Below are 14,673 nucleotides of genomic sequence, written 5' to 3' on the forward strand. Positions count from 1 at the left end.
GTCGTTTTGGCGGTGGCCGCTGGTACACTTACGGGGCAAGCCCCCATAGCTCAGATGGTTAGAGCAGGGAACTCATAATTCTTTGGTCCCGGGTTCAAGTCCTGGTGGGGGCACCAGTGTGCCGGGCGGACGTTGTCGTGGCATGCAAGGCGAAGCGCGGCGTCGAGCCGGGTATGCCCGGTACCCACGTCTGCCTGTGGATAACGAAAGCACGGCCGTCGGCCCCGGGGATAAGTTGGCTTCATGAAGAAGCGAATTTTTGCGATGGCTATGACTGCCGCCGTGCTGGCCAGCGGGCTGGCCGGGTGTACCACCAAGGAGACGGCGCCGGCCGAAACAACTTCCACTGGCACTTCCACTGGCACTGCCACCGCCGAGCCCTCTAGCACCTACACGATCCCGCCGCGCCCGGCGATGGAGGCACCGGCGGAGCCGGAGTTGACCGGCGTCGACATAGAAAATGCATACGTTCTTGCGAAGTATTACTTCGAGCTTTATCAGTACGTTGTAGCTACGGGGGACACGACTAACTGGCAGAAGTATGCTCATCCAGAATGCGACTACTGTGCCAAGGTTCAGGCTAATGCCGAGAAAGATAACGAAATTGGGGCATGGTCTGACGTCCACTTTGGGATCCTGAACTCTGAACGTTTCTATTCCACTGGGGATATCGACTTCAGGATTGACTTCCTGATTGAACGTGGTGAAATCACTTACTACACGGATGACGAAGCCAAAAAGGTCGATCCGGGCCAGAATACGTTAGTAATTGGCCTTAAGGCGGAAGGCGATTCACTGCTCGTTCGTTCCTTCGACATCATTGGTTCTTCTTACTTCGGTGAGGAGCAATTGCCGTGAACGTGAACGTCTTGGCACTGGCATCGATCCTGCTAACCGGCGTCGTTACACCCGACGGCACCACAGTTGACTGGGGTATTGACGCTGGTGGTGGGGCGATCAATATCGATGCCTCGAACACGCGATGGGATGAAACCGTTGGGTCTAACGGCGGACAGTCGGGCGTGCCGGCCACCGGCGTCGGGCACGGCTCCGGCGTTGACACGAGCAAGCTGCAGGCGCTAACGGTGGACGAGATGTGCGACCAGGGATACTGGTCGAATACGGGGGCGTCGTACTTTGAGTCGGGGCGGATGTCGGGCCCGCTGGCGGAGTACTGCCTGTATCGCACGCCGAAGGAGCCGGGCGAGGCGGGGGAGTCTGATGCGGCGGCGCCGGCCCCGCAGATGACCGTGGCTGACCTGGGCTATTACATTCAGGCCAACGCGCAGACGATTATCGATGGCGGCGTTATGTCCTTGCAGCCGGCGTCGGGCCAGGTGGTCATCAACAAGCCGGTTTACTTTGCCTCGTCGGCGGCGCACTACACGACGTCGGTGACCGTGCTGGGCACGCAGGTGGAGCTGGCGTTCACGCCGTCGTCGTATGAGTGGCTGCCGGGCGATGAGTCCAGCTTCGTGACCTCCGACCCGGGCGGGACGTACCCGGACGGCGGCGTCACCTACACCTACACCCAGCCGGGCGCGTATACGCCGAGCGTGCGCGTGGGGTGGGAGGTGCTGATCCGCGTGGCGGGCTCGCCGGGATGGTACCCGGTTCCCGGCCAGGCGCTCACCACCGTGACCTCCGAGCCGCTCACGGCCGTGGAGGCAGAGGCGGTGCTCACGGCGAATCGCTAGCCGCGGCGTCTCTCCAGTAGGCTGGGCACAAACCCCAGCGGAAGGAAGCCGATGTCGAACGACGAGCGATCCGAAGACCAAACCCAGGAGCCCACGAACAAATACGGGCTCAGTGACGAGGACATGGCCACGCTCATGCGCGCCCGCAAGCGCTATTTTGCGCTCGCGATCGTGGGCGGGATCGTCCTCGCGGTCATGGGGTATTTCGCCGCGCAGAACATCAGCGGCGGCGCGGCAGCGTGGGAGGCCATGAATGTTTGGCCGCTCTAAGCTACCCCGCTACCTAGCGGATGAGAACGGCATGCCGGCAGCCGCCACGCCCGTCGAGCCGGAAGTCGAGGGCACGTGGATCGGCGGTTGGGACGGCTACCTCGGCGTGATCCCGGCCGAGGGGGAGCGGGCCACCTTCGTGTGGTCGGACTTCGAAACCGGCACTTGGGATGATGACACGAACACGCTCACCCTCACCTTCGTCGACCCCCGCACGCCGCCCCTGTCCTTCCTCATTCCGCGCGAGGCCGACGGGCTCGCCATCATGATGATCCGCGAACGCATCGACCGCTCGATCGTCTTCACACAGGTCGCCGAGCTGCCGAGCGGCGCCGTGGCACGCGGTCAGGTGCGGCGCAACCCGGACGACTCGCTTTTCACTCAGATCATCGTCGACTCCGACATCACCGAGGCTGACCGCCTCGCCCTCGACGTGTTCGACACCGAGCTGCGCGAGGCCGTCGGCATCGACTAGCGCCCGCGATTCCTGGGCGTGCCGCGGCCGCTCCGGCGTCGTGCCAACGACGCCGGCCCACCCGCCTAGCCTGCGCTTGTGCAGAAACACACAATGCTCGAAAACGGCCCTTTCGGATTTCACTTTCGCAGGTGGTTGTGGTTAAAGTATTCACGTTGCTTTCCCGCGTAGCTCAATGGCAGAGCATTCGACTGTTAATCGAAGGGTTGTTGGTTCGAGTCCAACCGCGGGAGCCATACAAAACCCCGGAATCTCAACGAAAAGTGAGAAACCGGGGTTAGCTTTTGCCCCGCGGAGTAACTCGGGAGTAACTAACCCCCTCAATCGTGACCGCTATCGTCAGCGCCGCCCGGCTCGCCCTCGTGCTCGCCCTCGACGCCGCCGGCGGCTGCCACCCAGCCGTCCCCTCGCGCGCCAGGCGAAAGTGAGACAATACGTCCATGACGTACCGAGACATCCGTGTAGTTGGCGACCCCGTCCTGCGCACCCCGTGCGAACCGATCCGGGAGGTCACCCCTGGCATCAAGCAGCTGGTGGAGGACCTGCTGGAGAATGTGAACGAGGACGGCCGCGCTGGCCTGGCCGCGAACCAGATCGGCGTGTCCTTCCGCGCCTTCTCCTGGAACATCGAGGGCGAGCTGGGGTACATCCTTAACCCGACGATCGTGAAGCTGTCCGAGGAGATCCAGGACGGTGACGAGGGCTGCCTTTCCGTCCCCGACCTGTGGTTCCACGCCAAGCGTGCCATGTACGCCCGAGCGGAAGGCACGGACCTGGATGGGAAGAAAGTGGTGGTGGAGGGCCGCGAGATCTGGGCGCGCCTCATCCAGCACGAGATCGACCACCTCGACGGCCACCTTTTCATCGACCGGCTCGAGCGCCACCTGCGCCGTGAGGCCTTCCGCAAGCTCAGGGAAATGCAATGAGAAGAGCCCTTGTGCTCGCGGGCGCGTCCGGTTTCATCGGTTCGCGCCTGGTGGATGCCGCCGTCGCGAGCGGGTATGAGGTGCGCCAACTGTTGCGCACGCCGGGCCGTCAAGCTCCAGCCGGCGTCACGCAGTTTACGTGGGACCCGGCGGCCGGCACGATCGATGACGCCGCCCTCGCCGGTGCCTACGGCATCATCTGCCTCAACGGTGCGGGACTGCTCTCGCGCCCGTGGACCGATTCGTACAAGCGGGCGCTGTGGGAATCGCGGCTGGGTTCGGTCGAGACCCTGGTGAGTGCCATGGGCTCCCACCGGCCGCAGGTCTTCCTCGCCGGTTCGGCGATCGGATACTACGGCCCGGACCGCGGGGATGAGGTCCTCACGGAGAGCTCGGCGGCCGGGTCGGGTTTCCTCGCGGAGCTGTGCGAGGCCTGGGAGGCGGCGTCGTCGGCGGCGGAAAACCTGGGCGTGCGGACGGTACAGTTGCGCACAGGCCTGGTCATGGGCGCGGACGGCGGCATGCTCGGGATCCTGCAACATCTGTACCGGGCGGGCATGGGCGCGCGGCTGGGGGATGGCTCGGCGTGGATGTCGGCCATCGCCCGCGACGACTACGTCCGCGCGCTCCTTTTCCTCCTTACCCGCGACGTGTCCGGGCCAGTCAACATGGTCGGGCCCGAGCCGGTCCGTAACGCGCACTGGCACGAGGCTCTCGCCCGCCACTTCCACCGGCCGGGCTTCCTTTCAGTCCCGACGCCGGCGCTCCGGCTTGCGGGGGAGATGGCGCGCGAGGCGGTGCTCGCTTCCCAGCGCGTCTACCCTCAGGAGCTCACCGACCACGGCTTTACCTTCCTCGCGCCAACCATTGAGGAGATCTTCGCCCGCGAGCTTCCACTGGAGTGACTTTCGCCCGGTCGTGTGGCATCCTTGAACTAACGAACCTCGCTTGCGTGTCAAGGGGAATTTCACCCAAGCAGGAGGTTACGGTGAACAACAAAGCCACACGTGGCGTCATATTTATTCATTCAGTGACACCGGCTGTTCAACCTCACGTTGAATGGGCGGTCACAAGCGTGCTTGGATACCCTGTGCATTTCGAGTGGACCAAGCAGCCGGCTCTGCCCAACATGAACCGCGGCGAGGTGTCGTGGGCAGGGGAGTCCGGCACGGGCGCGCAGCTCGCTTCGGCCCTTGGCGGCTGGGAGCACCTGCGCTTTGAGGTGACCGAGGAGCCGACGTCGGTCAGCGACGGCGGCCGGTGGTCCTGCACGCCCGGACTCGGCATCTTCTACGCTCAGACCGACCTGCTCGGCAACGTCGTCGTCCCTGAGAACCGCATCCGCGCGGCGATTGAGGACTCGAACGGCGACGCCGAGGAGCTGCGCCGCCTCCTCGACGTCGCCCTCGGTCAGGCCTGGGACGACGAGCTCGAAGTCTTCCGTTACGCCGGCGCGGGCGCTCCCGTGCGCTGGCTGCACCGGGTCGGTTAGGCCCGCCGCCCCTGCCGTGGGCCTGCTCCGGCTTTACTTGAAAAGGTTGGCCAGGTCCTCCATGGCGGCGGCGAGGTCCTCGGCGTCGTCGGCCGCGTCCTCCTGCGCGTTTTCGACGACGCCGTCCGCGCCCGCACCACCGCCGGCCTCGGTTTCGTCCGGCTCGGCTCCGCCCGCAAGCCCGACCTCCTCGGCGTAATCGGCCGGCAAGTCCGTCAGCACGTGAGCCAGCAGGTCGTCGAGCGTCGTGGAGGCGCAGATGTCGGCGTCGTTAATCTGGACCTTCGCCAGCTTCTCGAGCCCGGCGGCAAGCGCCCAAATGGAGACCTGGTCGAGTTCGAGGTCCTCGGAAAGGCGCGCGCCCGGGGCGATCTCAGATGTTGGGATTTCGGGGGCGACGTCGGCCAACACCACGCGGGCGCGTGCGAGCGCAAGGTCTTCGCGGGACACCATGTTCACTCCTTGGATGAAGCCGACAGCCGATCGGTAACAGAATCAGCTAGGCTAAGAGTATGGCATTTCTAGATCTCATGCGTAGGTTCGTCAACGCGTCCCACGAGGACGAGGAACCGGGCATCATTGCCGAAGCGCTCGAATTGCGCGACAAACTGGCGGAGGATCCCAACGATGTGGTTTCGTTCGACGAGCTCGCAGACCTCATCAAGGGCTTCGCGGTCTCCGAAGAACCCGCCGATCCGCTCACGGGCGACTCGAGCGAGGCGGACCCGGAGTTGGTGCTCTGGGCACTAAGCGAGGAGATCGGCTCGGATTCGCGGGCCTGGTACCCGCTCATTCAGCTCGCCCGGCTCTCCGGTCCCGAGGACCCGGAGGCGGCCCAGCGTTACCTTGAGACGGCGGCGGACCGGGAAGAAACCGGAATCGCGCTCGCTGAAGGCATCAAGCTCCTACGCGAAACCGGCCAGAACGAGGCGGCGATCCAGCTCGGACTCGGCCGTTGGAAGCCCGCCGAGCAGGTGCTGGGCGTGGCCGAGGAACTCGTGAGCGCGGCGCTCGCAGCCAACAAGATCGATGAGGCCCGCTCTTACGTCCGGATTCTCAAAGAATCGGGCCAGGTCGGCGAACTCGTGGACGATCTGGAAATCGCGATTGCAACGAGGAAGGCGAAAAATGGCGACGTACGTTGAACTTCACCCGCAAGACCCACAGCCCCGGCTCGTGGCGAAGGTGGTTGACCGGCTCCGGCGCGGCGAGGTGATCGCCCTGCCCACCGACTCGGGGTACGCGATCGCCTGCACCCTGGCCAACAAGGAGGGCCTCGACCGCATCCGTACAATCCGCCAGGTCGGCTCCAAGCACCACTTCACGCTGCTGTGCGCGAACTTCGCCCAGCTGGGGCACTTCGTCATCATCGACAACGTTTTCTTCCGGCTGGTCAAGTCGCTCACGCCCGGCCCGTATACCTTCATCCTCAAGGGCACGAAGGACGTGCCGCGCATGACGTTGAACCCGAAGAAGCACACGGTGGGCGTGCGCATCCCAGACCACCGGATCGTCCAGGCGATCCTGTCCGAACTCGGTGAACCGCTGCTGTCCTCCACCCTCATCGTGCCGGGCGAGGAGGAGCCCCTCGAGGAGGGCTGGGTGGTCGATGACCGCCTGGGCAACGCGGTCGACGTCGTGGTGGACGGCCCGGTCGGCCGCGGCCCCACTACAGTGGTGGACCTGTCCAGCGGTGAAGCCGTCATCGCGCGCGAAGGCGCCGGCGACCTGTCGATGTTTGACGTCTCATGATCAAAGCCGTTCTCTTCGACCTCGACGGAACGCTGACCGACTCCGCGCCCGTCGTCACCTCCACCCTCGCCGCCACAATGAAGGCGCTCGCTGGCGTCGACCTCCCGCTCGAGGCGTTCCGCAAGTACCTCGGCCCGCCGCTCAAGGCCAGCTTCGGCGACCTCGGCGTGCCCGCCGACCAGGTTCAGGACTACATCGACGAATACCGGCGCCGCTACTCGGCCGTAGGCAACGACGTCGACCTCTTCGCCGGCACGCGCGAACTACTCGAGCGCCTTCACGACGACGGCTTTGCGCTCGGCCTTGCCACCTCCAAGTTCCAGCGCAGCGCCCGTGGCGTGTGCGAGCACCTCGGCATCGCCCACCTCTTCACCGCGGTGTGCGGGGATACCACCGAAAAGAACCTCTTCGGCAAGGCCGAGGTGGTCCAATCCGCGCTCAACGAGCTACGCGCCAAGGGCGTCCTCGCCGCCGGTGCCGGGCAGCTCACGGGCTCGGCCGAAGTGCCAGCGAGCTCGCCCACGTCGGGCCCGTGGCGCGACGACGTCATCATGGTGGGCGACCGCATCTACGACATCGAGGGCGCGGGCGTCCACGGCGTGCGGACCATCCTGGTCGAATGGGCCGACTCGTGGCCCGAGGAGCGCGAGCTCGCCTGGGCCACGGTCTCCACCCCGCACGAGCTACGCGAACTACTCCTCGATACCCGGGCGAACGGCTTCTAGGCCGCCCTACTCCTCCGGCCCGCTGAACTGCGACTGGTACAGATCGTAGTAGGCGCCGTGGTGCGCGAGCAGTTCCTCGTGTGTGCCCTGCTCCACCACGTCGCCGTCAACCATGACGATGATGAGGTCGGCGTCGCGAATTGTGGATAGACGGTGGGCGATGACGAACGACGTGCGCCCCTCGCGCAGCTCGCCCATGGCGCGCTGGACCAGCATCTCTGTGCGGGTGTCCACCGACGATGTGGCCTCGTCAAGGATGAGCACGGCCGGGTCGGAAAGATAGGCGCGGGCGATCGTGATGAGCTGCTTCTCGCCAGCGGAGATGTTGCCGCCCTCGTCGTCGATGATCGTGTCATAGCCCTCAGGTAGCTGGCGCACCAGGCGGTCCACGCCCGTGGCCTTCGCCGCCGCGACGACCTCGTCGTGGGTGGCGCCCTCCTTGCCAAACGCGATGTTTTCCTCAATCGTGCCCTCGAACAGCCACGTGTCCTGCAATACCATGCCGATTTGGGAGCGCAGCGAATCCTTGGAAAAGTCGCGGGTGGACACGCCGTCGAGCGCGATCCGGCCCCCGTTGATTTCATAGAAGCGCATGAGCAGGTTGACCAGCGTGGTCTTGCCCGCGCCCGTGGGACCCACGATCGCCACCTGATCCCCGCGATGCACGTCCAGCGACAGGCCGTTGATCACTGGGATGCCCTCCTCGTAGGAGAACTCCACGCTCTCGAACGTGATGTGGCCATGGAATTTGTCAGCAGGAATGAGGTCGTGGAAATCGACGGCGGCGTCATGGTCCATCTCCTCGCTGTCGAGGAAGTCGAAGATGCGCTCGCCCGAGGCGGCACCCGACTGCAGCATCGCCGTCATGGACGCGAGCGTAGAGACCGGCTGACTGAGCTGGCGGCTGTACTGGATGAACGCCTGCAGGCCGCCGATCGTTAGCTGGCCGTTGATCACCTGGAACCCGCCCCACACCGCGATGATGACAAAGCCGAGGTTGGACACGAAACCCATGATCGGCTGGGAGAGTTGGGAAAGAAACTGGCCCTTGTAGCCCGCCTCGTACAGGCCGTGGTTGGCCTTGTCGAAGATGCGCTCGAAGTCGTCCTGGAGGCCGTAGGCGCTCACCACGTCGAAGCCCGTGAAGGATTCCTCCACGATGGCCGATACCTCGCCCGTCTTCGCCCACTGGGCGCGGAACTCTGGCCGGGCCTTCTTGAGGATGACGAGCAGAGCGACGACGCCAAGCGGCATGACGAACAGGGCGGCCACGGTCAGCCGCGGCGAAACCCAAATCATCATCGCCACGATGCCGATCAGCAGGTAGACCGACTGGATCACCTGGTTGAGGGTCTGCATGAGGGTTTGGGTGATGTTGTCGATGTCATTCGTGACGCGGGAGAGGAGGTCGCCGCGCTGCTGCTTATCCAGCCATGACAGGGATAGCGCGTCGATCTTGGCCTGTGCGTCGTGGCGGAGCTTGTAGCCCAGGTCCTGGACCGTGTAGCGGATAATGTAGCCCGCGGCGAAGTTCGTGATGCCTGAGACCGCGTACAGCCCGACGACGAAAAGCAACACCCGCGCAAGCTTGGAAAAGTCCACGCCGCTTCCGGAGATGCCATCGACGACCACGTTCGTGGCGTCGCCCAAGAACTTCGGCGCGAGCACGCTGCCGCCCGCCGCGAACAACATGAGGACGGCGATGCCGAACACGCGCAGCCGCTCGGTCCGCAGCATGCGGAGCAGGCGCTTCAGCGCTCCCTTCGTGTCGCGAGTCTCGGTCGAATACGGGTTCGCCCCGTGAGGTCCGCCCCTCATCGTGCCTCCTCCGCGGTCAGCTGCGACGCGACGATCTCTTGGTACGTTTCGCAGGAATCAAGTAGCTCATGGTGGGTGCCCACTCCGACGATGTGGCCGTGGTCGAGCACGTGGATGTGGGTGGCCTGGCGGATGGTCGACACGCGCTGGGCAATGATGAACACCGCAACGTCACCAATGAAGGCGCGCAAGCCGCGCCGCAGCCGCGCGTCGGTCTGGTAGTCGAGCGCTGAGAAGGAATCGTCGAAGATCAGCAGGTCAGCCTGCCGGCGGCCCTGTGCGTCCGGCAGGCACCGGTAGATCGCACGAGCGATCGTCAGGCGCTGGCGCTGGCCGCCGGAGAAGTTTTTACCGCCCGATTCGACACTGGACTCAATCCCGCCCTCCAGCTCGCTCACAAAGTCCCACGCCTGAGCCGCGCGCAGGGCAAGGACCACCCGGTCGGCGTCGTAGGGCGCGTGCTCGTCGGGCGAACCGGCCACATTCGTGGCGATTGTGCCGGAGAAAAGGAAGGCATGCTGGGGGACGAGCGCGATGCGGGCGCGCAACTCCTGCGGGTCGACGTCGGTAACAGACACGCCGCCGGCACGGACCTCGCCCGAAGTGGCGTCAATGAGCCGGGGGAGGAGCTTGATGATCGAGGACTTGCCCGAACCGGTGGAGCCGATGAGCGCCACCTGTGTGCCGGGGGCGAAGGTCATCGAGATGTCGGAGAGGACCGGCTCCTCGGCGCCGGGGTAGCGCAGACCGGCGTGGTCAAGTTCGAACGTGAGCGGGCCCTCGGGCAACGCCACGGGATCGGCCGGGGCCTGGATAGCGGGCACGACGTCGAAGATCTGCTGGAGACGCTTGGCCGAGACCTCGCCGCGCGGGAACAGCATGACCATCATGCCCGACAACATCACCGACATCATGATCATCATAAGGTAGGAGATATAGGCGGTCAGCGCGCCGACCTGCATGGCGCCCTGCGAAATGAGGTGGGCGGCGAACCAGACCACGGCCGCGGACGAGATGCCGATGATGATTGACGCCGCCGGCATGAGGAACGCCCACAGCACACCGATCTCCAGCCAGATCTTGCGAAGCTTGTGGTTGGCGTCGTCGAACTTGGCACGGATCGTATCCTGACGGACGAAGGCGCGGATCACGCGCACGCCCGTCAACTGCTCACGCAACAAGGTGTTGATCCGGTCGATGCGTTCCTGCTGGACCGTGTAGCGCGGCGCGAGCGCCCGCATAACGAAGAAAATGAGCAGGCCAAGTAGCGGCACGATGACCACGAGCAGAAGGGAAAGCCGGGCATTTTGTTGGATCGCCATGAACACGCCGCCAAAGCCCATGAGCGGGGACATGATCATGACAGTGAAGGTGAGGAGCACGACGTTTTGCACCTGTGTCACGTCGTTCGACACGCGGGTGATGAGCGTGGGCGCGCCAAACTTGTGCTGGTCGGTGGCGGAATACGACTGCACGTGGCGGAACGCCCGCCCGCGCAGCTCCCGACCAAGCTCCATGGCGGTGCGCGCGCCTAGGTAGATCGCTCCGGCCATTGAGATGATCTGCACGATAGCGATCGCGAGCATCACCCCGCCCACGCGCCAAATGAGGGCCTGATCGTTGCCCAAAATGCCGTCGTCAATAATCTGCGCGTTCAAGGCGGGCAGGACGAGGCTGAGGAGGATCTGCACTACTTGCAGCAGAAAAATAAAGAAGAACGCCGCCTTCTTTCGCTTGAGAAACTCCCAGCTGATGTGGATTAGAGTCACAGCTCTCCTTAGCTCGTACCGTCCATGTCAGACTACAACCACGGTCCGACAACTTTGCTGGATTAATAAATCCAACTGTGCCACACAAAAAAATGGTGCCCCGCGGCGATTAACCGCGAGGCACCGGGGAAATCAGGGCTTAGACAGCCGGCTCGTTCGCCACCGGCTGACCGTCGTCGCCGGCCTCCGGATCAAGGAGCTGGTACTTGTCGATCGCCGCCTGGACCGTGGAACGGTCGACCTCGCCACGGTCGGCCAACGCCTGGAGGGCGCGTACCACCATGGACGCGGAGTCGATGCGGAAGTGACGACGCGCGGCGGCGCGGGTATCGGCGATGCCGAAGCCGTTCGCGCCGAGTGTGTAGTAGGCCTCCGGGACCCACGGGCGGATCGAATCCTGGACCTGCTTCTCCCAATCCGAGGTGGCGATGATCGGACCGTACTCGCCCTCAAGCTTGCGGGTGACGTAGGCCTTCTTAGGTTCCTCGGTGGGGTGCAGGTAGTTGTACTCGTCGACCGCGAGGCCGTCGCGGCGAAGCTCGTACCACGACGTGATCGACCACACGGACGCGGCCACGCCCCAGTCGTCGCGCAGCATCTGGCGGGCCTCACGCGCCCACGGCACACCCACGCCGGAGGCGAAGAGCTGGACCTTCGGGCCCTCGCCTTCGGCCTCGTCAAGCTTGTACATGCCCTTGACGATGCCCTCAACGTCCACGTTCTCCGGCTCGGCCGGCTGGTGGATCGGCTCGTTGTAGATCGTGATGTAGTACATGACGTTCTGGTCGCGCCCATCCGAGCCGTCGCCATACATGCGCACTAGGCCATCACGGAAGATGTGGCTGACCTCGTAGGCGTAGGCCGGGTCGTACTGGATGACAGCCGGGTTCGTCGAAGCGATCACGTGGCTGTGGCCGTCCATGTGCTGCAGGCCCTCGCCCGTCAGCGTGGTGCGGCCGGCGGTGGCGCCCATGATGAAGCCGCGCGTGAGCTGATCGGCGGCGTGCCAGAACTGGTCGCCCGTGCGCTGGAAACCGAACATCGAGTAGAAGATGTAGATCGGAACCATCGGCAGACCGTGGGTGGCGTACGAGGTGCCCACCGCGGTGAACGCCGCGTTCGAGCCAGCCTCCGTGATGCCCGTGTGCATGATCTGGCCCTGCTGGGACTCCTTGTAGTTGAGCAGCAGGTCCGAATCGACCGCGGTGTAGTTCTGGCCGAGGACGTTGAAGATCTTCGCCGAGGGGAAGATAGCGTCCAGGCCGAAGGTGCGGGCTTCGTCGGGGATGATCGGCACGAAGCGGTAGCCGAAGTCCTTGTCTCGCAGCAGGTCCTTGAGCAGGCGGACGAAGGCCATCGTGGTGGCCACCTTCTGCTTGCCCGAACCACCCTTGAGGATGCCCCAATGCTTCTCAGCCGGCAGGGTCACGCCCTGCTCCACCACGCGGCGTTCGGGCAGGTAGCCGCCGAGCTTGCGGCGTTGTTCGTGCATGTACTCCAGAGCCGGGTTCTTCGGCGACGGCTTGAAGTACGGCGCCACGAACGGATCGTCAAGCTGGTCGTCGGCAATATCCAGCTCGAGCGTGTCGCGCAGGAGCTTGAGGTCATCAGAGTTGAGCTTCTTCATCTGATGCGTGGAGTTACGACCGGCGAAGTTCGAGCCGAGCGCGTAGCCCTTGATCGTGTGGGCGAGGATGACCGTGGGCTGGCCCTTGTGCTCGGTGGCAGCCTTGTAAGCCGCGTACACCTTGCGGTAGTCGTGGCCGCCGCGCTTGAGCGCCCAAATCTTCTCATCCGACCAGTCGGCCACCATCGCCTTGGTGCGCGGATCGCGGCCAAAGAAGTGCTCGCGCACGTAGGCGCCGTCGTTGGCCTTGAATGTCTGGTAGTCGCCGTCGAGCGTCTCGTTCATGATGTTGACGAGCGCGCGGTCCTTATCCGCGGTCAGCAGCTCGTCCCACTCGCGGCCCCAGATCACCTTGATGACGTTCCAGCCCGCGCCCTTGAACTGGGCCTCGAGCTCCTGGATGATCTTGCCATTGCCGCGCACCGGGCCGTCGAGGCGCTGAAGGTTGCAGTTGATGACGAACGTGAGGTTGTCAAGGTTCTGGCCGGCGGCCAGGTGGAGCACGCCGCGGGACTCGACCTCGTCCATCTCGCCGTCGCCCATGAACGCCCACACGTGCTGCTGGCTCGTGTCCTTCAGCCCGCGCTCATGCAGGTAGCGGTTGTACCAGGCCTGGTAGATCGCGGAGATCGGGCCAAGGCCGAGTGAGACGGTGGGGAACTCCCAAAAGTCCGGCATCTGGCGTGGGTGCGGGTAGGACGGCAGGCCGCGGCCGCCCGAGCGTCGTGAAGCCTGCTGGCGGAACGAATCGAGGTCCTTCTCCGTGAGGCGGCCCTCGAGGAAGGCGCGCGCGTAGTTACCGGGGGAGGAGTGGCCCTGGAAGAGCACCTGGTCGCCACCGCCCGGGGCGTTCTTGCCGCGGAAGAAGTGGTTGAAGCCCACCTCGTACAGGGTGGCCTGAGCGGCGTAGGAGGAAATGTGGCCGCCGACAGCGATGTCCGGATCCTGCTGCCGGGTCACCATGACGGCCGCGTTCCAGCGGGTCCAGCGGCGGATCTCCTTTTCCAGCGACTCGTCACCGGGGTAGTACGGCTCGTCGTCGATACCGATCGTGTTGACGTACGGGGTCACAATGTTTGGCGGGAGGGAGATGCCCTTGCGGCGGGCGTGGTTCTCCATCGCGGTCAGCAGGTAACGGGTGCGCGGCCCACCCTGGGAATCGATCAGTCCATCGACCGAGTCGATCCATTCTTGGGTTTCTTCGGGGTTGATGTCCGGAACCTGGCTGAGCAAGCCGTTAATGAGAGGCCTCAGGGGCTGTTGACTCACGATTACTCCTCTGTACGATCGATTGCGTCATGCGATACCTCAAGGGTACCGGTTTAGGCCTTAAGACCCCACTAGTTAACGGAAGACAGAACTGGGTGACTGCTCACACGCGCCACGTGGTAAGACGCGGCCACGGTTTAAAGCTGTACTTTCGCCGTCGGCACCTTAGAATTAGACTATTGTTTCAGGGAAGGCGGTAACAGTGTCCGGTCTATCCGGTAAGGAGTTGGGATTCCGGTTGGGGCAACTGATCCAGGAATTCGGCTACGACGACGACGTCGACATGGCTCTTCGCGCCAGCATCGTCCAGGTTACGGGCGAACAGCTTGAGGATGAGGACTACCGCGGGAGCGTGGATGGCGTGATCCTGTGGTGGCGTGCGGACGACGGTGATGTTGACGACCTGACTGACCTTTTCGTTGACTGCACGGGCGGGATTGCCGACGACGACGCGCCCATCTGGCTCCTCGTGCCCGATCAGCGGGCCGATCTGAGCGTGCCGATGGAGGATGTGAATGACGCCGCGGGCACGGCCGGACTTTCGGTGACGACCACGCGCCACCTCGATTCTGGGTGGAACGCGTTCCAGGTGGCGCACGGCCGTACCTTCTAGGGAGATTTCCCAACTGGGTGCTTGCCGGTTACACTAACCTGCGGACCCTTAGCTCAGTTGGTAGAGCAACGCGTTTACACCGCGTGTGTCATCGGTTCGAGCCCGGTAGGGTCCACGCTTACAAAAAACGCCCTTCTTGCACGTGCATGGAGGGCGTTTTTGCTGGTCACAGCGTTGCGGTGCATATCCTTGCAGTTTCTTGCTTGCAATTTGCAGGCGGCGGGTAGTTTTGTCGGAGCC

15 protein-coding genes and 3 tRNA genes are annotated in these 14,673 nt (G+C 64.2%); 14 read left to right on the top strand and 4 right to left on the bottom strand.

Annotated elements, in window-relative coordinates:
* Positions 1–39: 39 nt before the first annotated feature.
* The 9 genes from AQZ59_RS00745 to AQZ59_RS00785 all read left to right on the top strand — a co-directional run bounded on the left by AQZ59_RS00745 (position 40) and on the right by AQZ59_RS00785 (position 4,860).
* Positions 40–116: transfer RNA gene (locus AQZ59_RS00745), tRNA-Ile, on the top strand.
* 127 nt (positions 117–243) lie between these two features.
* Positions 244–858: a DUF6318 family protein gene (locus tag AQZ59_RS00750; RefSeq protein ID WP_148132371.1), complete on the top strand. Its 615-nt coding sequence runs from the start codon at positions 244–246 to the stop codon at positions 856–858.
* Positions 855–1,697, top strand: coding sequence for a hypothetical protein (locus tag AQZ59_RS00755; protein ID WP_062612230.1), 843 nt, complete (start codon positions 855–857; stop codon positions 1,695–1,697). Before AQZ59_RS00750 ends, AQZ59_RS00755 begins: the two co-directional genes overlap by 4 nt.
* 51 nt (positions 1,698–1,748) lie before the next feature.
* On the top strand, positions 1,749–1,967 hold the full coding sequence (locus AQZ59_RS00760; protein ID WP_062612231.1) for a hypothetical protein: 219 nt from the start codon (positions 1,749–1,751) through the stop codon (positions 1,965–1,967).
* The gene (locus AQZ59_RS00765) at positions 1,951–2,442 is read left to right on the top strand and encodes a hypothetical protein (RefSeq protein WP_148132196.1); all 492 of its coding nucleotides are present in this window, start codon (positions 1,951–1,953) and stop codon (positions 2,440–2,442) included. Before AQZ59_RS00760 ends, AQZ59_RS00765 begins: the two co-directional genes overlap by 17 nt.
* Before the next feature lie 161 nt (positions 2,443–2,603).
* Positions 2,604–2,678: transfer RNA gene (locus AQZ59_RS00770), tRNA-Asn, on the top strand.
* Positions 2,679–2,882: 204 nt separating this feature from the next.
* Positions 2,883–3,368, top strand: a complete 486-nt coding sequence (def, locus tag AQZ59_RS00775; RefSeq protein WP_062612235.1) for a peptide deformylase — start codon at positions 2,883–2,885, stop codon at positions 3,366–3,368.
* Positions 3,365–4,273 carry a TIGR01777 family oxidoreductase gene (locus tag AQZ59_RS00780; RefSeq protein WP_068538374.1) on the top strand — a complete coding sequence of 303 codons (909 nt, stop codon included), beginning with the start codon at positions 3,365–3,367 and terminating at the stop codon, positions 4,271–4,273. The genes def and AQZ59_RS00780 overlap by 4 nt, the downstream gene beginning before the upstream one ends.
* 83 nt (positions 4,274–4,356) lie before the next feature.
* Complete coding sequence (locus AQZ59_RS00785; protein WP_062612238.1) at positions 4,357–4,860, top strand: DUF3145 domain-containing protein; 504 nt, start codon at positions 4,357–4,359, stop codon at positions 4,858–4,860.
* A gap of 33 nt (positions 4,861–4,893) precedes the next feature.
* On the opposite strand, the gene AQZ59_RS00790 is transcribed toward AQZ59_RS00785, so the two are convergent.
* The gene (locus AQZ59_RS00790) at positions 4,894–5,313 is read right to left on the bottom strand and encodes a phosphopantetheine-binding protein (protein ID WP_062612240.1); all 420 of its coding nucleotides are present in this window, start codon (positions 5,311–5,313) and stop codon (positions 4,894–4,896) included.
* A gap of 59 nt (positions 5,314–5,372) precedes the next feature.
* Between AQZ59_RS00790 and AQZ59_RS00795 the strand changes: the two genes are divergently transcribed.
* The 3 genes from AQZ59_RS00795 to AQZ59_RS00805 are packed head-to-tail and all read left to right on the top strand — an operon-like array spanning position 5,373 to position 7,337.
* Positions 5,373–6,005: a hypothetical protein gene (locus AQZ59_RS00795; RefSeq protein ID WP_083200501.1), complete on the top strand. Its 633-nt coding sequence runs from the start codon at positions 5,373–5,375 to the stop codon at positions 6,003–6,005.
* The gene (locus tag AQZ59_RS00800; protein WP_062612243.1) at positions 5,989–6,612 is read left to right on the top strand and encodes an L-threonylcarbamoyladenylate synthase; all 624 of its coding nucleotides are present in this window, start codon (positions 5,989–5,991) and stop codon (positions 6,610–6,612) included. Before AQZ59_RS00795 ends, AQZ59_RS00800 begins: the two co-directional genes overlap by 17 nt.
* A complete protein-coding gene (locus tag AQZ59_RS00805; protein ID WP_062612245.1) occupies positions 6,609–7,337 on the top strand; it encodes an HAD hydrolase-like protein in 729 nt (242 codons plus the stop codon). The genes AQZ59_RS00800 and AQZ59_RS00805 overlap by 4 nt, the downstream gene beginning before the upstream one ends.
* Before the next feature lie 6 nt (positions 7,338–7,343).
* Here AQZ59_RS00805 and AQZ59_RS00810 read toward each other — a convergent pair whose 3' ends face one another.
* The 3 genes from AQZ59_RS00810 to aceE form a co-directional block, all read right to left on the bottom strand.
* A complete protein-coding gene (locus AQZ59_RS00810) occupies positions 7,344–9,155 on the bottom strand; it encodes an ABC transporter ATP-binding protein (protein WP_062612247.1) in 1,812 nt (603 codons plus the stop codon).
* Positions 9,152–10,924, bottom strand: a complete 1,773-nt coding sequence (locus tag AQZ59_RS00815) for an ABC transporter ATP-binding protein (RefSeq protein WP_082661057.1) — start codon at positions 10,922–10,924, stop codon at positions 9,152–9,154. The genes AQZ59_RS00810 and AQZ59_RS00815 overlap by 4 nt, the downstream gene beginning before the upstream one ends.
* 139 nt (positions 10,925–11,063) lie before the next feature.
* Positions 11,064–13,820 (bottom strand): pyruvate dehydrogenase (acetyl-transferring), homodimeric type, encoded by a 2,757-nt coding sequence (aceE, locus tag AQZ59_RS00820; RefSeq protein ID WP_062612249.1) that lies wholly within the window; start codon positions 13,818–13,820, stop codon positions 11,064–11,066.
* A gap of 202 nt (positions 13,821–14,022) precedes the next feature.
* Between aceE and AQZ59_RS00825 the strand changes: the two genes are divergently transcribed.
* A complete protein-coding gene (locus tag AQZ59_RS00825) occupies positions 14,023–14,433 on the top strand; it encodes a DUF3052 family protein (protein ID WP_068538371.1) in 411 nt (136 codons plus the stop codon).
* Between the two features lie 42 nt (positions 14,434–14,475).
* Positions 14,476–14,548, top strand: a tRNA-Val gene (locus AQZ59_RS00830).
* Positions 14,549–14,673 lie beyond the last annotated feature (125 nt).

The sequence above is a fragment of the Trueperella bernardiae genome, from assembly GCF_001469025.1.
GTDB classification, from domain to species: Bacteria; Actinomycetota; Actinomycetes; order Actinomycetales; family Actinomycetaceae; genus Trueperella; species Trueperella bernardiae.